The organism is Corynebacterium hesseae (assembly GCF_037850265.1).
Lineage (GTDB): Bacteria > Actinomycetota > Actinomycetes > Mycobacteriales > Mycobacteriaceae > Corynebacterium > Corynebacterium hesseae.
The window spans coordinates 2,343,147-2,364,593 of record NZ_CP137211.1 but is presented as its reverse complement, the minus strand read 5'-3'; the positions used below and the strand labels follow the sequence as shown (position 1 = coordinate 2,364,593).

Sequence of the window (21,447 nt, the reverse complement as noted above, 5' to 3'; positions counted from 1 at the left end):
ACCAGCCCCACAGCTGAAGGCTTGTGTGTTGTTGTTTTGCAGCCTCCAGTTTGTTGCCACAGCGCACATCACTCAGCGAGAAGCCTGCCTGCGTGGAAAAATACAAAGCATGAAAAAGCTACTCTCTCTTCTCACACTGCCGCTTGTAACGGCTGGCTTGGTTGCGTGTTCTTCTGATGAAGTAACCGAGGAAACTCATCGATTCGAAGTTGTGGAGTCCTCCGGTTCTCAAAGCAGTGCGCAAAGCTCTGAAAGCGCCGAAGAAAGCGATTCCACAGATCGCGAGCCGGAGTTTGGCTTTCAATCTTCCGGACTCAAAGAACGCGATGCCGAGGACTTCCGCGCCACTGGGTTCAGGTATGAGACTACGGTTGCCTGGGGAGTAAGGAGCCCAGATGGCAGGGTGTCGTGTTCTCTGACTGAGGGTTCCAAAGGGCCTTGGTGCAGCGTTGGCTTTGAGAACCCGCCTATCCTGCCTGACCCCGAGAACCCGCAATGGGAAGCGAACATGGTTTCCTTCAAAGATGGCGCAGGCTTCTTCCCCAACGGCGTGGTGGATGCCGGCGACCAGGTTCCATCGCAGCAGCTGGGGGAAGGCGAGAAGGTCGAAATAGACGGTGTGGTTTTTGAAGCCCCTAGCGCAGATGAATTCACCGTTCAGGTCCAAGGACACCATTTCACTGTGAAGGACGGCGGCCAGTTTTCGGCGGATACCTATCCTTTTAAGCCGGACTCCAATGGCTATGCGCCCGTGGGTACCGTCTGCGGCGAGGCTGACACCAATTTTGGCCGTCAGAAAGTCTTTGTGCAGACAGACGGGACGAATTGCACGACTGCAATGGACATCGTGGACAAGTACGTCAACTACGAGTGGAAGGCGGAAGAGGTGAACACCCGCGGATTCTTGAAGCTTGACGGCTGGGAGTGCGCCCACAAAGAACCGGAATTCGTTGAAACACCCAATCCGTACGCACGTCGGATTCATTGTGAAGATTTATCCGGTACCGGTCGCGTTATTCTTCTTGACGCTGCAAATCCTAAAGATCCGAAATATTCGGAAAACTAGTGGCACAGCACTACTTCGTGGGACGATGATTGTTATGAAGAAGCTTCTCTCTATCCTTTCTGCCTCCCTCATGGCCTGCGCCGTGGCTTCGTGTTCTTCCACGAGCGAACCGGCGGGCGATGAGCCACAGTTTCAACAGAACTCAGCCAGCTCCACTAGCTCTGAGTCTGCCTCCAGTAGCTCTACTGAGGCCGCGGCGTCGAGCAGCGCCAAGCCCGATAAAGACAAACCCGGCGGATTGAAGGAACGCGATCCGAAGGACTTTATGGCCGGCGGTGATCGGGCGAGTATTCCGAACCCCATCCCGGCCGTCAAGAGCCCTGATGGGCGCGTCCTCTGCCTCATTCACGAAGAGACTGACGGCCCAAACTGCAAGGTGGAGTTTGCTGATCCGCCAATCTATCCGGGGCCAGTCATGCAAAGCTGGAGGTCAAACGCGGTGAGCTACCGCAGTGACCGTGGCTTCTTCCCTGTGTGGGCCATCGAGTTCTATAGGCCCACCGAGGTTGAAACGCTCAACGAGGGCGAGACCGTGAGCTTTGACGGTGGAACCTTTGAGGCGCACAGCGGCAATGAGTTCGTGGTCAAGTCGAACGGGCACCACTTCACCGTCAAGGATGATGGACAGTACTACTCCGATACCTTCCCGGCGAAACCGGACGCGGATGGCATTGCCAACACCGGTGCGGTGTGTGGTGAGAGCGGCACGCGTGGTGAAGACACCGGTTTGGTCTACGTGCAAGAGGACGGCACGAATTGCAATGACGCCATGGAATTGTTGGATGAATACGCCAACCATGATTGGCAGGCTGGCGAGGGCGGAAGCCGTGGCCACCTCGAGACTGACCTAGGACACTGTGCATACGGTGCGCCGAAACTGTGGGAGGATACCCCAGAAAACCGGCTGCTGGGCTGCAGCCTGGATAGCGGTGGCAGCGTCGTGGTCATCACGTCCCGCAACATGGAAACGATTCCTTAAAACCCCACCACCTGCCGGGGAGCGAGGAAACCTCGCTGCCCTGGCTCATGTGGCATCCCCGGCTAGCTTGCGAGTACTCTAAACTCCTTGCGCGCTGACATCGGAAGCGTTGGCGTGAGTATCCCCAGAGCAGAGAAAAGAAAGGTGTGGCTGGCCGCATGTCCGCTGAGATTCCCTCCAAGGTAGTCATCAACCTCAGCATCCTGGTGCTGGGAGCGATGGTCATGATTCTCAACGAGACCTCGCTGTCCGTCGCACTACCAGCCATCATGGCGGACTATGGCATCCCCGCCACGAGTGCACAGTGGTTGTTGACGGGATTCATGCTCACCATGGCCGTTGTCATTCCGACCACCGGTTACCTGCTGGAGAGGCTCACCACGCGCCAGATTTTCTTCGCCTCTGCTGGGTTCTTCCTGGCAGGCACCGTGGTCGCGGCCCTTGCGCCGAGCTTCGTCGCTTTGCTCCTCGGGCGCGTCCTGCAAGCAGGCGGGACTGCGCTGATGATCCCCACTCTCATGACCGTGGCCATGACTTTGGTCCCACCGCAGCGCCGCGGCACGGTGATGGGAATTATTTCTGTGGTTATTTCCGTCGCCCCGGCGCTGGGCCCCACGGTCGGCGGGGCAATCCTTAACCGCTTCACCTGGCACGTCATCTTCTGGGCCATGGTGCCGCTCATCGCTCTCATCCTGGTGGCTGGTCTCTGGCGCCTGAGCGATGTGGGTGAGAACCGCGATACCCCACTCGACGGTCCCTCCGTACTCCTTTCTGCTTGTGCATTTGGCGGTCTGGTCTATGGTTTGTCTTCGATTGAAAAGATGCTGCAGGGTGGTGCCTGGGTAGACATCGCCGTCACTGTGGTGGGTGTCATCGCGCTCATTGTCTTCATCCGCCGGCAGCGGCGTCTGGCGCTCGAGGATCGTGCACTAATGGATATGCGCCCCTTCCGCGTTCGCAACTTCACGCTCGCGGTGCTCATCCTGGTATTGTCCTTCGGCCTGATGCTGGGAATGGTTACGGTCTTGCCCATCTACCTGCAGACCACCCTGGGCGTCACCGCCTTTGCCACGGGTTTGGCGGTGATGCCGGGTGGAATTCTCCAAGCATTTCTTTCCCCGATTGTGGGCCGACTCTTCGATTCCTATGGCCCGCGCCCGCTCATGATTCCGGGCTCGCTGTTTATGGTGGCCAGCCTGTGGCTCTTGGCCACCTTGGGCGAGAACTCAGCCGTGTGGATGGTTGTGGGCATGCACGTTCTCTTCTCCTTCGGCATGTGCCTGATGATGACGCCGTTGATGACAACAGCGCTGTCCTCGCTTCCGGAGAAGCTGTATTCGCACGGGTCGGCCATCATGAACACCTTCCAGCAACTGGCGGGTGCGATGGGAACGGCCTTCCTCGTTGTCTTCCTCACGCGCGGCACCCAGGCCGGTGTCGCGGCGGGGATGGGACCAGCCGCAGCGACGGCACAGGGAACGCACTGGGCTTTCCTCTTCGCTGGCGTGGCCGGCACCGCCATTGCGGTGATTGCGCCGCTGCTCAAGCGCGTGAATTAGCACAGCGGCATGTTCAGGCGAAGCTCCTCTGCATCCTCGCCCCACACGAGAACGGCGTCGGTCGAGTCCTCGGCGCCCATGTAGAACACCGGCTCGGTGTCGGAAACGTCGTAGCTGCGCACGGTGCACTGTCCGTTGGACAGTTCCTGTGCATCCTGCGTCGGGGCGGCTGCATCGCGCTTGGCGACGTCCCCGTACCGCGCCACGGAGTAGCCCACACCGTCGCCAACGCAGGTGATCTTCGCATCCTGACCATCTTCCGGTTCGCGGGCATCACAGGTGGCACCGCTGAAGCCTTCCCCGCCGGGACGGGAGCTGATGAGTCCCGGGTGATCGTCGACAAGCGCCTGCTCCGCCTCGGACCACGCCGGCCGTCCCAAGAAGAACCACAGTAGGCCGCCGATCAAAGCTAAGAGGAGAAGCCCCACGCCGAGCCCGGTGAAGACTTTCTTCTTCGAGGTCGACCCACGCTTGGTGGAGCCCTTCGCGGGAGCGGAAGCTGCGACCTGCGGTTGAGGCTGCGTTCCCCACCCCTCCTGCGGGGCGGGGGCGTAAGGCTGTTCTGGTTGCCACGGCGGTGTGCCCGTTGTGGCGGTGTTCGCGCCAGTGGTATTCGCGCCAGCCGTGTTGGCGCTGGTCGTGCCCGCGCTACGCAGCGAGTCAACGACGGCAGCAGCCGAGGGGTAGGCGGCAGCTGCGCGGAAGGAAGGGTAGGCGGCGGCGACGATGCGCGCGAGGCGGTCGATTGCTTCTTTCGCTGTTGCGTTGGGAGCTTCGTTACTTGAGGCAGGTCCGACCGCAGCGAAGAAGGCATTCGAGCGGTTATCGGTCAGAATGATGCGACGCGGATTGAGCGCGCGGATGGCGTAGTTGGCGCGGCCCTTGTTGAGCAGAAAGTCAGTAGCGTCTGCCAAGGGAGCAAAGACGGCGAGGGCTTCCTCCCGGGACAGGTGGTGCGCGCCAACGCCGGAGGAGGTGAAGTTAGAAAGCTGCTCGCCCGGCAGGCTGCGGCGCACAAAGAATTCCTGACCGCTATTCATCGTGCCTGTGCCCACGATGGGTGCAATGGCGCTGTGCTGTAGCTGTCCTACAATGCCGGACTGGCGGAGCACGCCGCGGTGCTCTGGGGCGTAGATTTCCACGAGCATCTCATCGTGTGAGGTATCTTCCACGAGGAAGAGCGCGGAGTCAGCTCCTTGGTCCAAGACTGCCTTTTGGCGCAGCTGGTGCTGGGTGGTGAAAAATTCTGGGAGCATAGACACGGTGAGAGGAAATCCTTCGCGGAGAGTCGACGATGAGATTTATAGAATCCTCTTCATTCTAAGGGGATGAGGCCTCCATGGCAGGCCGGTGCGTGACGCGGGCTTTCTAGCGCCTGTTCGCTACCGGCGTACAGTGCCGCTGCCTGCGGAAACGGGGGTTTAGGGGAAGCGGGGAGAAAAATCGTGAATGGAGTGTCCGCCCCGCGCGTTAGAGTGGATGACACATTTAAAGCGAAAGGTAAGAGGTAATGTTCGAGAGGTTTACTGACCGTGCTCGCCGCGTCATCGTTTTGGCGCAGGAGGAAGCACGCATGCTCAACCACAATTACATCGGCACCGAGCACATCCTCCTGGGGCTTATCCATGAAGGTGAAGGTGTAGCAGCCAAGGCCTTGGAGTCCATGGGCATCTCGCTGGAGGATGTCCGCCGTGAGGTGGAAGAGATCATTGGTCAAGGTTCTCAGCCGCACACAGGCCACATCCCATTTACCCCGCGCGCCAAGAAGGTCCTCGAGCTCTCGCTGCGTGAGGGCCTCCAGATGGGGCACAAATACATTGGCACCGAGTTCCTGCTCCTCGGCCTCATCCGTGAGGGTGATGGTGTGGCTGCGCAGGTGCTGACCAAGTTGGGTGCTGACTTGCCGCGCGTTCGCCAGCAGGTTATCCAGCTGCTCTCCGGATATGAGGGCAACGAGGGCGAAGGCAACCAGTCCCAGGGCGGTGCCGGCCCGGTTGGCGCTGGTGCTGGCGCTGGCCAGGGCGGCCGTGGCGGCTCGGGCGGCTCCGGTGAGCGTTCCAACTCTCTGGTGCTGGACCAGTTCGGCCGCAACCTCACCCAGGCTGCGCGCGATGGCAAGCTGGACCCAGTGGTGGGCCGCGATTCCGAGATCGAGCGCATTATGCAGGTGCTGTCCCGCCGCACGAAGAATAACCCGGTGCTCATCGGTGAGCCCGGCGTGGGTAAAACCGCCGTGGTCGAAGGCTTGGCTCTCGATATCGTCAACGGCAAGGTCCCGGAGACCCTCAAGGATAAGCAGCTCTACTCGCTGGACCTGGGCTCCCTGGTGGCCGGTTCGCGCTACCGCGGTGACTTTGAGGAACGCCTGAAGAAGGTGCTCAAGGAGATTAACCAGCGCGGTGACATCATCCTCTTCATCGATGAGATCCACACCTTGGTCGGCGCCGGTGCCGCCGAGGGCGCTATCGACGCCGCGTCGCTGCTGAAGCCGAAGCTGGCCCGTGGCGAGCTGCAGACCATCGGTGCCACCACGCTGGATGAGTACCGCAAGCACATTGAGAAGGACGCCGCTCTCGAGCGCCGCTTCCAGCCGGTCAAGGTGGAAGAGCCTTCTCTCGATGACACCGTCCTCATCCTCAAGGGCCTGCGCGATAAGTACGAGGCACACCACCGTGTGTCCTACACCGATGAAGCGCTGAAGGCGGCGGCCTCCCTGTCTGACCGCTACATTAACGACCGCTTCCTGCCGGATAAGGCCGTGGACCTCCTCGATGAGGCCGGTGCCCGCATGCGCATTAAGCGCATGACCGCTCCGGAGGGCCTGCGCGAGGTGGATGATCGCATCGCCGAGGTCCGCAAGGAGAAGGAAGCCGCGATCGACGCCCAGGACTTTGAGAAGGCCGCTGGCTTGCGCGATAAGGAGCGCAAGCTGGGTGAAGAGCGCGCGGAGAAGGAAAAGCAGTGGCGCTCTGGTGACCTGGAGGAGATCGCTGAGGTCGGTGAGGAGCAGATTGCAGAGGTCCTGGCTCACTGGACCGGCATTCCGGTTCTCAAGCTCACGGAGAAGGAATCCAACCGCCTCCTCAACATGGAGGAGGAGCTGCACAAGCGCATCATTGGCCAGGACGAAGCCGTCAAGGCTGTGTCCCGCGCCATCCGCCGCACCCGTGCGGGTCTGAAGGATCCGCGCCGTCCTTCCGGTTCCTTCATCTTTGCCGGCCCGTCCGGTGTGGGTAAGACGGAGCTGTCGAAGTCCTTGGCTAACTTCCTCTTCGGTTCGGATGATGACCTTATCCAGATTGATATGGGTGAGTTCCACGACCGCTTCACCGCCTCCCGTCTCTTCGGTGCCCCTCCGGGATACGTCGGCTACGAGGAAGGCGGCCAGCTGACCGAAAAGGTCCGCCGTAAGCCGTTCTCCGTGGTCCTCTTCGACGAGATCGAGAAGGCCCACAAGGAGATCTACAACACCTTGCTGCAGGTGCTGGAGGATGGCCGCCTGACCGATGGCCAGGGCCGCATCGTGGACTTCAAGAATACGGTGCTCATCTTCACCTCCAACCTGGGTACCCAGGACATCTCGAAGGCCGTGGGCTTGGGCTTCACCGGCTCCTCGGAGAATGATTCGGATGCGCAGTATGAGCGCATGAAGAACAAGGTCAACGACGAGCTGAAGAAGCACTTCCGCCCTGAGTTCCTCAACCGTATCGATGAGATTGTGGTCTTCCACCAGCTCACCCAGGAGCAGATCGTCGAGATGGTGGAGCTGCTCATCGGACGTGTCGAGAAGCAGCTTTCCGAGCGTGACATGGGCATCGAGCTCACCCAGAAGGCCAAGGATCTTCTTGCCAAGCGTGGCTTCGATCCGGTCTTGGGCGCTCGCCCGTTGCGCCGCACCATCCAGCGCGAGATTGAGGACCAGCTCTCCGAGAAGATCCTCTTCGGTGAAATTGGCGCCGGTGAGATCATCACCGTGGATGTTGAAGGCTGGGATGGTGAGTCCAAGGACAACTCTTCCGCAACCTTTACCTTCACCCCGCGTCCGCGCCCGCTGCCGGAGGACACCTTCGACAAGGAGCTCGAGGAAACCGCCGTGCGCGAGGCCGATGAGGAACTAGCCACCGAGATCGATGAGGGATCCCACGGTCCGAATTCCGATGGTCCTGACACCGTCACCCCGGATGTCCTCGATGAGTCTGGTAGCGACTCCGCCGAGGAATCCCACAACAACGATGGTGATGACGGCAATCCGCCGCCGGCTGGTGCCGGTGCTGGCCAGCCGCTCTAAGCGCTGACTTGGGCCCCGCGCTGGGCCTATAAGGATTAGCCCCGAACCGCATGCGAGTGACACTCCGTGCGGTTCGGGGCTTTCTTTGCGTGACCGGTGGGCGGGACGGCCCGGTGGGCGGCGTGCCCACAACTAGAACAGAATCAGCACACTGTCTCGTGGGATTCGTGTTCTGGGGGCTCGATTTGGATGGTGGAGTGCTCGATGCCATGTTCGCGCAGAACGTGCTGGGCGGCATCTAACAGCGGACCGGTGTCGACGGTGCCGTCGCGCACGATGTGCACGGTCGTGAGAACGTTGACTCCGTCCAGGCTCCACAGGTGCAGGTCATGGATGTCGGCAACGCCTTCGACCCGACGCAGCACGGGTTCGATCACGCTGGCGTCGAAGCCCGCCGGAACCTGCTCGAGCAGAACGCTTGCCGACAACCGCATGAGCTGCCACGCGCGTGGGAGCACCATCGCCGCGATGACTAAAGAGGCGATCACGTCCGCCGCCACAAATCCCGTGGTCAGCACCACGATGCCCGCTACGATCACCGCGACCGAGCCGAGCAAGTCCACCAGTACGTGTAAGAACGCGCCTTCCACGTTGATCGAGGACTCGCGGTGCCGGTGCAGCACCCACGCCGAGAGCGCATTGGCTACCAGGCCGATCACCGCGATGATCAGCATCGCCTTGCCCTGTACCTCGGCCGGGCTCTGCAGGCGGCGCACCGCCTCGACGACAATCCACACTGAGATTGCCAGCACCATTACTGCGTTGGCTAGCGCCGCAAGTACCTCTACTCGCCGGTAGCCGTAGGTGGCCTGGGCTGATGCTTGGCGCCGCCCAACCAACACTGCGATCACCGCAATGATGAGTCCCGCGGCGTCGGAAAGCATGTGCATCGCATCCGCCATCAGTGCCATCGAGCCCGCCAACCATCCGCCGATTAGCTCCGCGAAGAAGACAATGCCGGTAATACTGAGCGCAATCAGGAGCGCGCGCAGCGGCGTGCTGGAGTGATCATGGTCGTGGTGCTCGTGTGCCATGCACTCAGCCTATCGCCGCCGGTGCCTATTGACAAGTAAATGAAAACGGAAAATGGTGGGTGAATCGATCTGGTTTTACTTAGCCACGCCGAGGTCTACCAGTGCTTTCTTTGCCACCTCAGGGTCATCACTCTTGATCATGTACTCAACGATTCCCTTATCGTCAGGGAGGATCTCCTGAACAGTGAACATGGCCTCCAATCGCTGGGCCTTGAATGTGGAACCGCGCGTTGATTCTGCGGAAATCTCAGCGGCCTTCAAGACGGGTTTGCCGTCACGAACGGCAGCGGTGGCGGCAGGGTCATCGGTGAAGACTACGTAACCAACCTCAGGCGCTTTCGTAGTATCCACGGAACAGTTGATGCCCTTCGCTTCTGGGGCAGGGGAGTTATCCGCGCCGTAGTAGCTGAACATCACTTCATAATCTGTGCACACTTCCACGAAGTCAGCAATCGGCTCCGGTGCTTGGTCGGCGGAGGTGAGGCCGCTTTGAGCGTCGCCAGCAGTATCGCCACCGGTCTCGCCGGCGGTGTCACCGTTGGAAGCCCCGGAATCGGCAGGTGCTTCAGCGGCGGGCTGCGCAGGCGCGGCGGAATCCTCAGACTTGTCACCAAAGAGGGCGTCTTTAGCTGCGACGTAACCAATCGCTACCACCACGATGACCGCGATTACCAGCGGAAGGAGCAACAGCTGCTTCTTTACACTGAGGCCTTGCTTCGAGCCATCGGTGTGGGTACCTGTCGTGCCCGCGGTGGGGTTTGACGTGGAGGCGGTGCCCGATGCATTCTTCGAAGCTGCGCCTGGGTCTAGTAGTGAGCCATGCTTGATGAAATGGCGGTAGCCATTATCCGCAACTGTCTGGCCTTCTTTGATGTGTGATGTGTCTTCCGCCCCGTTAAGGTGATCGGGCGAACCCGGGTATGCAAGTCGGCTCATTATTCAGTCCACCACCGTGAATCAATATCGGAATACAGGGAACGCATCGACTCAACGCGCGCTTCCACGCTGTCGCGATTGAGACGGTGCTTGTTTTCTTTCCACCGCTTAAAAAGCTCCTCCGAAGACACCGCGCGCGAGGCCTCCGTTCGTGCCTCCCGGCCTGCGGTCAGGGCCCACTGGGCGGCAAACTGCACGCGACGCGCGGCCTTTTCCGTGAACCCGCTCCACACTTTGTATGTGTTGTAGAGCTGAGCCACGACGGTCCAGCCATCCTGGTAAGGCAGAACTGCGACATTGCCCAGGTTGTCAAGTTCAAGGAACTCAAAATGAGATGGATCCTTTTTATCGGCGGTCACGAGGATCCTGCGGTTGGTGACAAACGCGGCACCATCCACCCCGCTAGCTTTCGTGGCGGCGGCTTCTAGCACAATCTCGTCGACACCAAGGCCTTCTACAACGGCTGCGGCGGCAGCGTGCACAATCTCGGAATCACCAGCACGTTTAAGTGCAGCACCGAGATCTGGCCGGTCTGTCAATGCAATTTGGGGTCCTGTCATGCACACGAGACTAACAACACATCAAAAACTGTGACTGGGTGCGCTGAATTATGGTGTAGATCACCCCCCAGCATAGGGGTGATGGATGGGACACCACGGAACCGTGCCAGAAACCTCGGTACGTTGTGTGGGTATGAGCTCAACGTTCACGCCAGCAAAGTTTGATGACACTTGGATCTACCGCCTTACAAAGTTCCCGTGGCCGGAACCGGCGCCGAGCAACGATGAAGTGCGCCGACACTCTTGGGGAATGACGTACAAGAGCAATAAGGCGTTTGCGACCCCGCTAGGGGTTGAGGCCATCAACGCAAGGGCGGCCAAGTACTACAAAACATCTCTCGAGCAAAACTGGGGGGTCACTGGTGCACAGGAAGCGTATCAGGTTATTGATGCTCTGCTCGAAGGTGGCCAGCACGTGGAAAATGACCTGGTTTTACCCCTCGCATACGCCGTGAAGAACGTCCCCGAGCGCGAGCTAGATGCGGAAGTGGAGGAAAAGGTCGAGTTCCTCAAAGACTTCTTTATTGCCCAAGGCGCGGATCCGCGCCTTGGAGAACATAAGTTCCGCTACCTCGTGAGGATGTTGCGCTCGGAGGGCTTTGCCAAAGCAGCGGCCCCGGCACTGCCCACCACTACGCGCGCATGGGACATAATCCGTGTTCACGCCGTTGGTGGCCCGGCAACGGAGCTGGGGTGGATCTCTCCAGAAGAGTTCCTTCAGATTTCAGACAAGGCCGTGGCGGCGCTGCAGCGCTACTTCGTGTCGTGGGCTGACGTAGCCGCAAGTTTCTGGTGGGGCCGAATGATCTGGGCGAGTGATGGTGAGCCCGACGTCACCGCTGCGATGAAGGATCAATCGCAACGGCTCACCGAGCTGCTCGCACACAGTGATTCGCCTTGGGTGCGCGTGCCCTTGCATGACATCCAGGCCGAGGAGCCATTATCATCCTTGGGCGGTTTGCACTAGAGCCCCTGCACTAAGCCCTTAGGAAGCTTGGCAGTTAGAGGGTGCAGGGACATCCTTGAAGCGGTCGATCAGATAGTCCACGCCGCGCGGAACTGAGTTGATGATGCCAACGGCGTGGTTGGCCCCGGAGCGGGGAAGAACGTCGACGGGGTCGGCGGCGTCAAACTGCACGGCGCCACCGAGTGAGCAGTAGCTACCGGCCATCGTGCGGGACTGCTCGTAGGGGATGAGGTCATCGGTAGGGGAGTTCATAACCAGCATCGGGGCGTTGAGGGCACGCTGGCCCAGTCGTTGCTCCGCAAGCATCTGGGCGGCAGCCGGTTTGCGGCGCACAAGTTCGCCGAAGGACTCGCCCGTCTTGGTCAGCTGGCTGGTGCGGGTAAAGCCCCACGTCGCAATCGAATCACCAATGCAGGCGTGGGCGGCGCTGGCAAGGAAGTGCATGCCGCACGGGTTCATCTCGGTGACGATCTCGTTGTAAAACTCGGGGCTGCGCTCCGCATAGCCGTTGATGGCATAGCCCAGCACGTGAACGATGGAGGAGCCATCGACCGCGTTCATAACCTCGAAGAGATCAGCCGGTGGGGCGCCGGCGTAGGTGCCTTTGACGTTGAGCTCAGGTGCATAGGTTGCCGCGTACTCTGCGGCGGCCGCGGCGGCACCGCCGCCTTGGGAGTAGCCGGCAAAACCTACGGGGGCATCCATCGGCGCGTTCGCGTGGTGGAGGGTGGCACGGGCGGCGTCGAGAACCGCGTGTGCTTCCTCGATGTGGTTGACATAGGTGTGGTGACCTGGTGTGCCGAGTCCAACCAGGTCGGTCGTGACCACGCGCACGCCCTGTTGCGCGGCGTATTGGTACAGCGCGTACTCGTAGTTCATATTGAGCGTGACCTGATTGGCCGGACCCAGCGCGACGTTGCCCACCGACTGCGCGGCATTCGACGGAGCGCACTGGTCGCCCGCGCCGCGGGTGCCGGGTGCGAAGACGATGGTGGGGCGCTCACCCGGGCCGCTCCAGGCAGCGGAAGGCTCGTAGATGACACCGGTAACGGTGGTGGGGGAGCCGTCCATGAGCGTGGACTCATAGGAGATCTTCTCCGCAGTGACACCGGAGACACCTGCGAGGTGCTCAATCGGATGGGCAGAGGTCGGCGTGCCGGGTGTAGCCGATGCTGTGACGGGCAGCAGCGCAGAAGCCGCCAGCGTAAGGGCCGCCACGAGTGCGCGAGGAGAGATTAGATTCATGCCGTAAGGGTAATCGCTCTGTCGCCGGTGCGCAGCGACTTCGCTGCGCTGAGACGTCGCTGCGCTAAGCTAGCGCGCATGGGCATTTATTTTCGCAAGCGCAAGAAGACCGGAAAAAATAGCTGGATCAATCTCTCCGGCTCCGGTGCCTCGATGTCAACAAAGGTCGGTCCCGTGACCTTTAACTCCCGCGGCGGCATGTGGGTCAATCTTCCAGGTGGACTGAACTTCCGGGGGCGCTGGCGCTAATGACTTCTCACCCCAGCAGCGACTATGTCCGTATGGGGTACGAGGCCGACGTCGTCCTGCGCCTAGGCATGATGCTCATGGGTGCGGGAACGTCCGGCTACCGCGTGCTGCGCGGCATGAAACGTGCCGCCCGCGCGCTCGGCTTTGATCGGCTCGACGCCAACGTTGGCGTCACACAGATCACCTGTACGTTCCACCGTGGCCGCGACTTCCGCACGGTGGTGGCGCAACAGCATTCGCCGGCTGTCGACGCTTCCCGGATCGAAGCCCTTGAGGACCTGACCCACCACCGGCTGTACGCGGGCATCACGGCGGAAGAACTCACAAAGATGCTCGACGTCATCGAGGCCAACGTGGTCAAGCGGTGGAACCGCTGGCTCCTAGCTGCGGCGGCGTCCATTGCGTGCGCCTCTTTCGCGGTCCTGAACTTCTTTACGCCGCTGGCGATTCTGCTGGTAGCCCTCGCCGCCTTTTGTGGTCAGCTCACCCGCGCGGTTTTGCACGGCAAACACGTCCACCAACTGGGGTGCATCGTGGCGGCCGGAACGGTGGCCAGCCTCGTGTACTTCTTCACCACCGAGGCCGTGGCCGCCGCCGGGGTGGCGGACCCGTCAGAGTTTTCCTCGGGCTACGTGGCCGCGGTGCTCTTCCTCATTCCCGGCTTCCCGCTGTTCTCCGCGCTCATTGACCTCGCGCGCTTCGACTTCGAGGCCGGGCTATCCCGCCTGACCTATGCGCTGACGGTGATCACCGCCGCCACCTTTACCGTGGCCCTAGTCAGCTGGACCACGGAGCTCACTCCGGAACCGGGCATCCCCGACTATGCGCCGGTGTGGTACCTCGCCGCCGCGGCGGCCAGCTTCTTGGGCATTTCCGGATTCGCGTTCCTCTTTAATTCCTCGCGCCGCATGGTGCTCGTGGCGGCCGCGGTGGGCACGGTGGCCAACCTCGTTCGCCTTATCCTTATCGGGGTCGGGGCCACAAGCTACGTCGGCGCGTTCGCCGGCGGTCTCATCGTGGGGCTTTTGGGCGCGGTGGCCTCCAAGCGCGCGCATCTACCGCGCATCACCACGACGGTGCCGGCGTCCGTCATCATGATCCCGGGAACCTCCATGTTCCGCACGGTTTATCACCTTAATGTTGGCAACATGGACCAGGCGTTGAACAACTTCGCCACTGCCTCGATGGCCGTGGCGGCCATTGGTTGCGGGCTCATCCTCGCCCGCCTGCTGACTGACCGCGATTGGACCTTCGGTCACCTCATCGATTTCTCGCACGTGCCTAGTGCGGCAGGTGAAACAGGCCCTGCTCGTTGATGTCCATTAGGCCATCGTCGATAAGCGAGGCCTGCGCCCGCGAGCGCTGCGCCGCGTCCGGCCACACCGCATCCAGGTCGGCCTGGGAAACTGGGTGGGGTGAGCCGCGGAGGACGTCGAGAAGCAGCCCGCGCACCTGGCGGTCCGTGCCGGTGAACTTCTGCACGCGCTTCTTTGCCCGCGCTGCCTCCTCTTCGCTGGGTTCCGGACAGCCCGCGATCTGCCACGCGCACGAGGCTTTGATGGGGCAGGCGGCGCAGTCGGGGTTCTTGGCTGTGCACACCAGTGCACCGAGCTCCATGAGCGCGGCGGAAAAACGTGGCCCATTCTCCTCCGGAAGCAGTGCTTCCACCTGTGCCAGCTCGCGTTTTGTGGGAGGCGGCGCGAGGAAGCGGCCCTCCTCGGCGCGGGCATAGACGCGGCGCACGTTGGTATCCACCACCGGGACGTTGTAGCCAAAATGGAAGCACGCCACGGCGCGCGCGGTGTACTCACCGATCCCGGGCAACGCCAAGAGCTTGTCGACGTCCCCCGGAACCGCCCCCTCACCAATCTCCTTCGCGCACTCCCACAAGCGCAGCGCGCGGCGCGGGTAGCCCAGCTTTCCCCAGGCGCGCAGTACATCCGCTTTGGATGCCGCCGCGAGGTCGTGTGGGGTGGGCCAGCGGCGCATCCACTCCTCCCACTGTGGGGCCACGCGTGCGACGGGGGTCTGTTGGCTCATGACCTCGCTTAAGAGCACACCCCACGCCGAGGTACCCGGCCGGCGCCACGGCAGGGGGCGCTCATGGGCATCGAACCATTCCACGACAGCTTGGGTATCCATAGGCACCTCAGTGTAGGGCGCTGAGGTCTAAGCTAAGAAACATGCCTTTAGCAAAAGTTCCTCAAAATCCACAGAAAGTGTGGGAAGCCCTCCAGCAAGGTAATCAACGCCTCGTTACGGGCAACCTCATCGCCGTTAACCAGGACGCGAAGCTGCGCGCTGGCCTGACCCAGGGCCAGGATCCGCGCGTCATCGTATTGGCCTGCTCGGACTCCCGCGCGCCGATCGAGCACGTGTTCAACATTGGTTTCGGCGATGCCTTCGTCATCCGTACCGCGGGCCACATTTTGGACAGCGCGGTGATGGCCTCGCTGGATTATGCCTTAGAAAACCTCCACGCCAACCTGCTCGTTGTCATGGGACATCAGTCCTGCGGCGCAGTGGGCGCGGCCAAGGACTTCCTGGATGGTGGCGAATTGCCCACGGGCCTGCAGCGCCCGATCATCGAGCAAGTTGCCGCGGCCTCGATGGTGGCCAAGCGTGATGGCCGCGAAGATCGCGCTGACTTCGAGCGCGAAAACACCGCGCAGGTGGTTTCCCAGATCATCTCCGATATTCCGGCTGCACGCCGGCTTCTCGACGCCGGAACGCTCGGCATCGTCGGCCTGCGCTACCTCCTTGAGGATTCCAGCGTGGAAACCGTCGTCCTGCACGGAGTTCATTAGCCCCGGGCGCTGGGCGGGCCCCAAGCGCGTAGAAGCCGCTGCTCAAGACACGCGGCTTTGGGCTGGCCCGGGTTGGGCTCGAGTCCCCTTAAACTAAGACCTGTGACTGAGCCATCCCGTACCCCGAAGCAGCTGCCGCGAGAGATCTACGTGCGTCGTCGCGTCGCCGCACTCGTGGCGATCTTGGTACTCGTGGTTGTTCTTATCTTCGCTGCTACCGCGCTCTTTGGCGGTTCGAAGGAGGACTCGGCGGCCGAGTCGCAGCAGGCAGCGGCTTCGGATACCTTGGCCCCCTCGGAGAATACAACCTCCGCAGCGGAAACGGCGGAGTCCACCTCAGCCAAGGAATCCACTGAAGCGACGGGTTCGACGGAACCGGCTAAATCCGAGGCGGGCGAGTCCGGCAAGGAAGAACCAACGTCAGAGGCGAAGCCGGATGAGCTGACCGTGGACCCGTCCAAGACGACGTGCTCCCTCCAGGACCTCAAGGTGCTGGCTAAGACCAATGAGGACAGCGTCCCGGCCGGTAAGATGCCGACCTTCTACCTGGAGGTTTTTAACCCGACGACAAAGGATTGCTCCATCGACCTCGATGAAGAGCAGCTGCGCTTTGAGGTTTACAAGATGGGCTCTAACGAGCGCGTGTGGGCCGATACTGACTGCTATGCCTCTGTAGAAACTGGCAAGCAGACCTTCAAGTCCGGTGAGACCCGCTACTTCCAGGCGGATTGGTCCCGTAAGCGCTCCGAACCGGGCAAGTGCACCGAGCGTGAGGAAGCCGAGCCGGGTGCTTATTTCTTGCACTCCGTCATCGGTGAGAATTACTCCCCAGCGCTCCCGTTCAACCTGCTTTAACTGCGGCGATAGCTTCGCTCAGCGTTGCCGCTTGGCGCACCTGCATGCCGCCGCTGGTCTCCACCTTTCCGGGCGGGACGATGGCGTGGCGGTAGCCCAAGCGGGCAGCTTCTGACAAGCGGCGGTCTAGGTTCGGCACGCGGCGCACCTCGCCGGCGAGGCCCACCTCACCGATGACCACCGTCTTCGGTGGTAGCGGCTGCTCGTGCAAGGAGGACCACGTGGCGAGCGCTACGGCAAGATCCGTGGCTGGTTCCTGAATCTTCATCCCTCCCACCGTGGCCACGTAGGCGTCCTTATCGTTGGTGCGCTCGCCCGCGCGGGCCTGCAGCACCGCGAGCACCATGGGGACGCGGTTGGCGTCGAGCCCCGTCACCACGCGCCGCGGGTTCTTGGCCACGGGATCGACGGTCAACGCTTGTACCTCGGCCAAGATGGGGCGCACACCATCCATGGCGACGGTCACCGCGGAGCCATCCGGGGTGCTGCCGCGGTGGGAGAGAAAGAGGCCGGAAGGATCCGCGACCTCCCTGATTCCGGCCGCTGTCTGCTCGAAGCAGCCCATCTCATCGGTAGCGCCAAAGCGGTTCTTCAGGCCGCGAAGCAGCCGCAGTGAGGATTGGCGGTCACCTTCAAAGTTCAAGACAACGTCCACGAGGTGCTCGAGCACGCGCGGACCGGCGACGTTTCCATCCTTGGTCACGTGCCCGACGAGGAGGATAGGGATGCCGGTGGTTTTGGCTAGCGTGGTCAGCGCTGCGGTCACAGCGCGTGACTGCGCTACACCACCGGCTACTCCTTCGACCCCGGCGGCGTGCATGGTTTGGACGGAGTCCACGATGAGCAGGCTGGGCTTAAGCTGCTCTACATGGCCAAAGACGACGTCCAGGTTTGACTCGGCCGCAAGGTAGAGCGTTTCATGCAGTGCGCCGGTGCGCTCCGCGCGGGCGCGGACCTGCCCGGCGGATTCCTCCGCGGTGGCGTACAGGGCGGTGCGGCCCAACTGTGCCCAGCGGGAGGCTACCTCCAGCAGCAGGGTGGATTTGCCGACTCCCGGCTCTCCCGCCATGAGCACGACCGAACCAGGGACGATGCCGCGGCCGAGAACGCGGTCGAGCTCCCCGATGCCGGTATTGATGGCCTTCGTCGCTGATGCGCCGACCTTCGTTATCGGCACCGCCGGGCTCGTCGGAGTCAAGCCTGTGGGGCGCCGCCCAGACACGGCGGCTTGGGCGGCGGTACTGCTTTGAGCCGCCGCGGTTTCCTGCAGCGTCCCCCATGAGCCACACTCAGGGCAGCGGCCGAGCCACTTGGGGGAGACGAAGCCACACTCAGAACACGTGTGGACGGGACGAACCTTTTTTGCCATGTCTCACACTCTAGTAAGCCGCGTGGACATCCAGTGTGCTCGTGAAATGAAGTAGGTCTTTTTCACTTACCGCGCGCGCTACTCATGAAGGCGTTACAGTGTTAAGCAGGTTACTCCAATGTGTGTGCCTGTCCCTCTTCATATCTGTCCGATTCTCTAGTAAGAAGGTAATTCTCATGAAGATTCGTCGCACTCTCGTTGCCGCTGGCGCTGCTGTTGCCATCGCTTTTGCTGGTACCCCGGCTGCTTCCGCAGCGCAGGCGCCGGAGCCGCTGGCTTCCGTTCTGACCCAGATTGCTAACACCGCTGGCTACGAGGCTCAGAACATCATCCTCGTCCCGGCTGCCCTGTCCTCCTTGGGCTTCCTGTCGAACCTGCTGTCCTAGTCCAGACCTCTCACACACATAACTCACTATTCAAGGAGACAAAATGAAGATTCGTCGCACCCTCGTTGCCCTAGCCGCTGCTACCTCTCTGGCCGTTGCAGGCACCCCAGCCGCTTCTGCTGCTACCTACCCAGAGCCGCTGAACCAGGTTATGGATCAGATGGTTAAGGTCGGTGGCCCGCAGGCGCCGAACCTTCTTCTGGTTCCGGCTGCTCTGTCCTCCCTGGGCATCGTGAACTCCATCGTTGTGCTGGCTATGACCTCTTCTCAGGCCTAAGCACCTCACTGGCGCTGTAGAAAAGGCCACCGCGTGTATCTCATGCGGTGGCCTTTGCGCATCTACGGAAGCACTAATACGAAACGCAACCGCCCCAACTGACGAAGTTGAATCCCCCGATTCGAAGATCCGGGAAAACTTTGGCAGCTGGGGCGGTTGCGCTTTGAGGAAAAGGCTTACTTGTTCTCAGCGTAGCCTTCGGTGGACTGCGGGTCGCGGTCGAAGTCACCGGACTGCAGCGGGGAGGCGGACACGGTGGCGTCAACCTCAATGGTGCCGGTGTTGAAGGTGAAGGTCACCGGGCGGGAGCCGCCGAAGGCGTAGTCCTCGTTCTCCAGGGAGGTGGTCACATAAGTGATGTTCTCATCCTTGCCGTCCTTGGGGAGGCGGTCCAGGTTCGTCTGGGAATCAGCAAAGAGGGAATGATCGCGGGGGAGCGGCTCGACGCCCTCCAGAGGAACATCCTGGCCGTCGACGCTGACGGACTCGAGAACGACGTCGTTGACCTTGTAGCCCTGGTTGACGGCGACGAACTTGAGGGAGGTCTCACCGGTGTCCGGCTCAACCTGAATGGTGACGTCACGCACGGCCACCTTTCCATCTTCGGAGCTTGCGGATGCGCCGTCGACAGCAATCACCTTTTCCGCGGTCTGAGCAACATGACCGGCCGAGCAGGACGCCAAGGCCAGCGCGGAGAGGGCGGTAACTGACATGATGGCACCGCAGCGAGCGGCGGACTTCAGGGACTGCACTGTGAGTGTCCTCCATTGAATTGCGATCACAAAGCTTATCAACGCTTTAGCCTAGTACCTCTGGGAAGAAAGCACACAGTTTCCAGCAAACCCCTTGGGTAGACCGGGGGTAGCCGAGCTTTCTATAGGGCGTCACCGTGGTGTAAAGCGGCGGGCAGGCGGTACCCGGGCGGGGGAGCGGGGCACGATGGCTGCGTGCTAGAATAGATTCCCTGTATATGCGGCCCACCGAGAGTACGCCGAGAGCACACGATGGGCACCGTCTCAAAGGCTTCACAAGGAGTGGCAATGGAATTTAAGGTCGGAGAGGTTGTCGTCTACCCCCACCACGGCGCCGCCAAGATTACGGCGATTGAAACCCGGGAGATGGGCGGCGAGGAGCTCGAATACCTCGTTCTCCAAATCAACCAGTCCGACCTCGTGGTCCGTGTGCCTTCCAAGAACGTTGAGATGGTCGGCGTGCGTGATGTCGTGGGCAAGGAAGGCCTCGAGAAGGTCTTCTCCGTTCTGCGCGAAGTAGACGTTGAGGAAGCCGGCAACTGGTCCCGCCGCTACAAGGCCAACCAGGAGCGCCTCGCCTCCGGCGACATCAACAAGGTGGCCGAGGTCGTACGTGACCTGTGGCGCCGCGACCAGGACCGCGGCCTGTCCGCTGGTGAGAAGCGCATGCTGGCCAAGGCCCGCCAGATTCTGGTCGGTGAGCTCTCCCTGGCCAAGCCGGTTGATGAGAAGAAGGCTGACACCATGATGGAGGAAATCAACGCCACCATCGAGCGTCACCGCGCCGCTGGCCTGGTGGATGACAAGTCCATTACCACCGACATTGACAATGACGTCGATCTCGATGACCTCTCCTTCGACGACGAAGACTAAGGACCAGCCCACCCCCCGCGTCATTGCTCTCGTCGCGGCTGCCGGGCAGGGCACACGCCTCGGCGCAGATGTTCCCAAGGCCTACGTGGAGCTACGCGGGCGCACCCTCTTGGAGCGCTCCGTCCGGGCGATGATCACCTCCGAATTCGTTGATGAGATCATCGTGCTGGTCAGCCCGGCCATGGAAGATTATGCCTCCAGCATTCTCGGCCGCATCGACTCTGACGTACCCATTCGCATCGTCCACGGCGGGGGCGAGCGCGCCGATTCCGTCTGGGCGGGATTGCAAGCAATCCCGGAAGAGGACGCCGTGGTGCTCATCCACGACGCCGCCCGGGCATTGACGCCGCCGGGGATGATCGCGCGCGTCGCCAAGCGCGTGCTCGACGGCGCCACCGCAGTCATCCCGGTCCTTCCCGTTGCGGACACCATCAAAGAGGTAGAGGGCCAGACGGTGCTGTCCACCCCTGACCGTTCCCGCCTGCGCGCTGTGCAAACGCCGCAGGGCTTTAACCTGGCCGCGCTGCGCCGCGCCAACCTAGACTATTGGGCGCAGGACCCTGACTTCGTCGCCACGGATGACGCCAGCCTCATGGAATGGCACGGCGAGCGCGTGGAGACCGTGCAGGGAGATACCTTCGCGTTCAAGATCACCACCCCCATTGACCTCGTCCTGGCCAAGGCCGTGACGGATGAGGCCGAACCGACCATCTTCGAGGTGCCTAGTGACTAACCCGATTATCCCGCGCGTGGGAATCGCCACCGACGCCCACCAGATCGAGCCTGGAAAACCCTGTTGGATCGCAGGTCTCCTCTTCGAGGACGTGGATGGCTGCGAGGGCCATTCCGATGGTGATGTGGTGAGCCACGCGCTTGTCGACGCCTTGCTCTCCGCCTCCAACCTCGGCGACCTCGGCTCCTTCGTCGGCGTGGGCCGGCCAGAGTACGACGGGGTCTCCGGTGCCCAGCTGCTGCGCGAGTGCCGCGAGCTGCTGGAGAAGGAAGGCTTCATTATCGGCAACGCCGCCGCACAGTTGGTTGGGCAGAGCCCCAAGATGGGACCGCGGCGGAAGGAAGCCGAGTCCGTGCTGAGTGACATCCTCGGCGCACCGGTGTCTGTTTCCGCTACGACGACGGATCATCTCGGCTTCACCGGCCGCAAGGAGGGCCGCGCTGCCGTGGCAACCGCCGTGGTCTGGCGCGCTCCCAATTCCTAACGTAAAGTCATCAGAAAAGGAGGACGCT

General features: G+C 61.6%; 22 protein-coding genes. 14 read left to right on the top strand and 8 right to left on the bottom strand.

The annotated features are described in order from the left end of the window. Nucleotides 1-109 precede the first annotated feature (109 nt). The 3 genes from R3O64_RS11175 (at nucleotide 110) to R3O64_RS11165 (ending at nucleotide 3,604) form a co-directional block, all read left to right on the top strand. A complete protein-coding gene (locus R3O64_RS11175; protein ID WP_339016917.1) occupies nucleotides 110-1,066 on the top strand; it encodes a hypothetical protein in 957 nt (318 codons plus the stop codon). Between the two features lie 34 nt (nucleotides 1,067-1,100). Next, nucleotides 1,101-2,045 (top strand): hypothetical protein, encoded by a 945-nt coding sequence (locus tag R3O64_RS11170; RefSeq protein ID WP_070532269.1) that lies wholly within the window; start codon nucleotides 1,101-1,103, stop codon nucleotides 2,043-2,045. 158 nt (nucleotides 2,046-2,203) lie between these two features. Continuing rightward, nucleotides 2,204-3,604, top strand: coding sequence for an MDR family MFS transporter (locus R3O64_RS11165; RefSeq protein ID WP_070683123.1), 1,401 nt, complete (start codon nucleotides 2,204-2,206; stop codon nucleotides 3,602-3,604). Here the strand turns inward: R3O64_RS11165 and R3O64_RS11160 are convergent. Next, nucleotides 3,601-4,860: a serine/threonine protein kinase gene (locus tag R3O64_RS11160; RefSeq protein WP_339017559.1), complete on the bottom strand. Its 1,260-nt coding sequence runs from the start codon at nucleotides 4,858-4,860 to the stop codon at nucleotides 3,601-3,603. The two genes, R3O64_RS11165 and R3O64_RS11160, sit on opposite strands and share 4 nt — an antisense overlap. A 254-nt stretch (nucleotides 4,861-5,114) precedes the next feature. On the opposite strand from R3O64_RS11160, the gene R3O64_RS11155 reads away from it, so the two are divergent. Next, entirely contained in the window at nucleotides 5,115-7,892 is a 2,778-nt protein-coding gene (locus tag R3O64_RS11155) for an ATP-dependent Clp protease ATP-binding subunit (protein ID WP_070564102.1), read from the top strand. A gap of 143 nt (nucleotides 7,893-8,035) precedes the next feature. On the opposite strand, the gene R3O64_RS11150 is transcribed toward R3O64_RS11155, so the two are convergent. From R3O64_RS11150 to R3O64_RS11140, 3 genes are all read right to left on the bottom strand, one after another. Beyond that, entirely contained in the window at nucleotides 8,036-8,926 is an 891-nt protein-coding gene (locus R3O64_RS11150; RefSeq protein ID WP_070522760.1) for a cation diffusion facilitator family transporter, read from the bottom strand. A gap of 75 nt (nucleotides 8,927-9,001) precedes the next feature. Continuing rightward, nucleotides 9,002-9,862, bottom strand: a complete 861-nt coding sequence (locus R3O64_RS11145; protein ID WP_339016916.1) for a hypothetical protein — start codon at nucleotides 9,860-9,862, stop codon at nucleotides 9,002-9,004. Further along, nucleotides 9,862-10,422, bottom strand: a complete 561-nt coding sequence (locus R3O64_RS11140; RefSeq protein WP_339016915.1) for a hypothetical protein — start codon at nucleotides 10,420-10,422, stop codon at nucleotides 9,862-9,864. Before R3O64_RS11140 ends, R3O64_RS11145 begins: the two co-directional genes overlap by 1 nt. 133 nt (nucleotides 10,423-10,555) lie before the next feature. On the opposite strand from R3O64_RS11140, the gene R3O64_RS11135 reads away from it, so the two are divergent. Further along, on the top strand, nucleotides 10,556-11,389 hold the full coding sequence (locus tag R3O64_RS11135; protein WP_339016914.1) for a DUF1266 domain-containing protein: 834 nt from the start codon (nucleotides 10,556-10,558) through the stop codon (nucleotides 11,387-11,389). An 18-nt stretch (nucleotides 11,390-11,407) separates the two neighbouring features. Here the strand turns inward: R3O64_RS11135 and R3O64_RS11130 are convergent, their stop codons facing one another. Continuing rightward, complete coding sequence (locus R3O64_RS11130) at nucleotides 11,408-12,634, bottom strand: lipase family protein (RefSeq protein ID WP_339016913.1); 1,227 nt, start codon at nucleotides 12,632-12,634, stop codon at nucleotides 11,408-11,410. A gap of 78 nt (nucleotides 12,635-12,712) precedes the next feature. Here R3O64_RS11130 and R3O64_RS11125 point away from each other — a divergent pair, with 78 nt between their 5' ends. Both R3O64_RS11125 and R3O64_RS11120 read left to right on the top strand, forming a co-directional pair. Continuing rightward, complete coding sequence (locus tag R3O64_RS11125) at nucleotides 12,713-12,883, top strand: DUF4236 domain-containing protein (protein ID WP_083299135.1); 171 nt, start codon at nucleotides 12,713-12,715, stop codon at nucleotides 12,881-12,883. Beyond that, the gene (locus R3O64_RS11120) at nucleotides 12,883-14,199 is read left to right on the top strand and encodes a threonine/serine ThrE exporter family protein (protein ID WP_070532280.1); all 1,317 of its coding nucleotides are present in this window, start codon (nucleotides 12,883-12,885) and stop codon (nucleotides 14,197-14,199) included. Before R3O64_RS11125 ends, R3O64_RS11120 begins: the two co-directional genes overlap by 1 nt. Here the strand turns inward: R3O64_RS11120 and R3O64_RS11115 are convergent. After that, entirely contained in the window at nucleotides 14,165-15,025 is an 861-nt protein-coding gene (locus tag R3O64_RS11115) for an A/G-specific adenine glycosylase (RefSeq protein WP_339016912.1), read from the bottom strand. The genes R3O64_RS11120 and R3O64_RS11115 overlap by 35 nt on opposite strands. 41 nt (nucleotides 15,026-15,066) lie before the next feature. On the opposite strand from R3O64_RS11115, the gene R3O64_RS11110 reads away from it, so the two are divergent. Beyond that, nucleotides 15,067-15,690 (top strand): carbonic anhydrase, encoded by a 624-nt coding sequence (locus R3O64_RS11110; RefSeq protein ID WP_070562329.1) that lies wholly within the window; start codon nucleotides 15,067-15,069, stop codon nucleotides 15,688-15,690. Between the two features lie 102 nt (nucleotides 15,691-15,792). Next, nucleotides 15,793-16,545 (top strand): hypothetical protein, encoded by a 753-nt coding sequence (locus tag R3O64_RS11105; protein WP_070564075.1) that lies wholly within the window; start codon nucleotides 15,793-15,795, stop codon nucleotides 16,543-16,545. Here R3O64_RS11105 and radA read toward each other — a convergent pair. Next, entirely contained in the window at nucleotides 16,532-17,914 is a 1,383-nt protein-coding gene (radA, locus tag R3O64_RS11100; protein WP_339016911.1) for a DNA repair protein RadA, read from the bottom strand. The two genes, R3O64_RS11105 and radA, sit on opposite strands and share 14 nt — an antisense overlap. 176 nt (nucleotides 17,915-18,090) lie before the next feature. Between radA and R3O64_RS11095 the strand changes: the two genes are divergently transcribed. Both R3O64_RS11095 and R3O64_RS11090 read left to right on the top strand, forming a co-directional pair. Then, nucleotides 18,091-18,300 (top strand): hypothetical protein, encoded by a 210-nt coding sequence (locus tag R3O64_RS11095; RefSeq protein WP_070532290.1) that lies wholly within the window; start codon nucleotides 18,091-18,093, stop codon nucleotides 18,298-18,300. A gap of 43 nt (nucleotides 18,301-18,343) precedes the next feature. Next, nucleotides 18,344-18,577, top strand: coding sequence for a hypothetical protein (locus tag R3O64_RS11090; protein ID WP_070564069.1), 234 nt, complete (start codon nucleotides 18,344-18,346; stop codon nucleotides 18,575-18,577). Nucleotides 18,578-18,753: 176 nt separating this feature from the next. On the opposite strand, the gene R3O64_RS11085 is transcribed toward R3O64_RS11090, so the two are convergent. Beyond that, a complete protein-coding gene (locus tag R3O64_RS11085; RefSeq protein WP_070522795.1) occupies nucleotides 18,754-19,329 on the bottom strand; it encodes a hypothetical protein in 576 nt (191 codons plus the stop codon). A 288-nt stretch (nucleotides 19,330-19,617) separates the two neighbouring features. On the opposite strand from R3O64_RS11085, the gene R3O64_RS11080 reads away from it, so the two are divergent. From R3O64_RS11080 to ispF, 3 genes are read left to right on the top strand one after another with little or no spacing between them, the layout of a single operon-like run. Further along, complete coding sequence (locus R3O64_RS11080; protein ID WP_070522798.1) at nucleotides 19,618-20,202, top strand: CarD family transcriptional regulator; 585 nt, start codon at nucleotides 19,618-19,620, stop codon at nucleotides 20,200-20,202. Then, the gene (ispD, locus tag R3O64_RS11075) at nucleotides 20,174-20,935 is read left to right on the top strand and encodes a 2-C-methyl-D-erythritol 4-phosphate cytidylyltransferase (protein ID WP_070522801.1); all 762 of its coding nucleotides are present in this window, start codon (nucleotides 20,174-20,176) and stop codon (nucleotides 20,933-20,935) included. Before R3O64_RS11080 ends, ispD begins: the two co-directional genes overlap by 29 nt. After that, nucleotides 20,928-21,419, top strand: a complete 492-nt coding sequence (ispF, locus tag R3O64_RS11070) for a 2-C-methyl-D-erythritol 2,4-cyclodiphosphate synthase (RefSeq protein WP_070562317.1) — start codon at nucleotides 20,928-20,930, stop codon at nucleotides 21,417-21,419. Before ispD ends, ispF begins: the two co-directional genes overlap by 8 nt. Nucleotides 21,420-21,447 lie beyond the last annotated feature (28 nt).

What these genes read in the sequence shown, in the direction of transcription:
- R3O64_RS11160 (WP_339017559.1), bottom strand. Translation starts at nt 4,860, where the DNA reads ATGCTCCCAGAATTTTTCACCACCCAGCACCAGCTGCGCCAAAAGGCA.
- R3O64_RS11175 (WP_339016917.1), top strand. Translation starts at nt 110, where the DNA reads ATGAAAAAGCTACTCTCTCTTCTCACACTGCCGCTTGTAACGGCTGGC.
- R3O64_RS11125 (WP_083299135.1), top strand. Translation starts at nt 12,713, where the DNA reads ATGGGCATTTATTTTCGCAAGCGCAAGAAGACCGGAAAAAATAGCTGG.
- R3O64_RS11140 (WP_339016915.1), bottom strand. Translation starts at nt 10,422, where the DNA reads ATGACAGGACCCCAAATTGCATTGACAGACCGGCCAGATCTCGGTGCT.
- R3O64_RS11165 (WP_070683123.1), top strand. Translation starts at nt 2,204, where the DNA reads ATGTCCGCTGAGATTCCCTCCAAGGTAGTCATCAACCTCAGCATCCTG.
- R3O64_RS11135 (WP_339016914.1), top strand. Translation starts at nt 10,556, where the DNA reads ATGAGCTCAACGTTCACGCCAGCAAAGTTTGATGACACTTGGATCTAC.
- R3O64_RS11120 (WP_070532280.1), top strand. Translation starts at nt 12,883, where the DNA reads ATGACTTCTCACCCCAGCAGCGACTATGTCCGTATGGGGTACGAGGCC.
- R3O64_RS11145 (WP_339016916.1), bottom strand. Translation starts at nt 9,862, where the DNA reads ATGAGCCGACTTGCATACCCGGGTTCGCCCGATCACCTTAACGGGGCG.
- R3O64_RS11080 (WP_070522798.1), top strand. Translation starts at nt 19,618, where the DNA reads ATGGAATTTAAGGTCGGAGAGGTTGTCGTCTACCCCCACCACGGCGCC.
- R3O64_RS11150 (WP_070522760.1), bottom strand. Translation starts at nt 8,926, where the DNA reads ATGGCACACGAGCACCACGACCATGATCACTCCAGCACGCCGCTGCGC.
- R3O64_RS11090 (WP_070564069.1), top strand. Translation starts at nt 18,344, where the DNA reads ATGAAGATTCGTCGCACCCTCGTTGCCCTAGCCGCTGCTACCTCTCTG.
- R3O64_RS11155 (WP_070564102.1), top strand. Translation starts at nt 5,115, where the DNA reads ATGTTCGAGAGGTTTACTGACCGTGCTCGCCGCGTCATCGTTTTGGCG.
- R3O64_RS11110 (WP_070562329.1), top strand. Translation starts at nt 15,067, where the DNA reads ATGCCTTTAGCAAAAGTTCCTCAAAATCCACAGAAAGTGTGGGAAGCC.
- R3O64_RS11170 (WP_070532269.1), top strand. Translation starts at nt 1,101, where the DNA reads ATGAAGAAGCTTCTCTCTATCCTTTCTGCCTCCCTCATGGCCTGCGCC.
- ispD (WP_070522801.1), top strand. Translation starts at nt 20,174, where the DNA reads ATGACCTCTCCTTCGACGACGAAGACTAAGGACCAGCCCACCCCCCGC.
- R3O64_RS11115 (WP_339016912.1), bottom strand. Translation starts at nt 15,025, where the DNA reads ATGGATACCCAAGCTGTCGTGGAATGGTTCGATGCCCATGAGCGCCCC.
- R3O64_RS11130 (WP_339016913.1), bottom strand. Translation starts at nt 12,634, where the DNA reads ATGAATCTAATCTCTCCTCGCGCACTCGTGGCGGCCCTTACGCTGGCG.
- radA (WP_339016911.1), bottom strand. Translation starts at nt 17,914, where the DNA reads ATGGCAAAAAAGGTTCGTCCCGTCCACACGTGTTCTGAGTGTGGCTTC.
- R3O64_RS11095 (WP_070532290.1), top strand. Translation starts at nt 18,091, where the DNA reads ATGAAGATTCGTCGCACTCTCGTTGCCGCTGGCGCTGCTGTTGCCATC.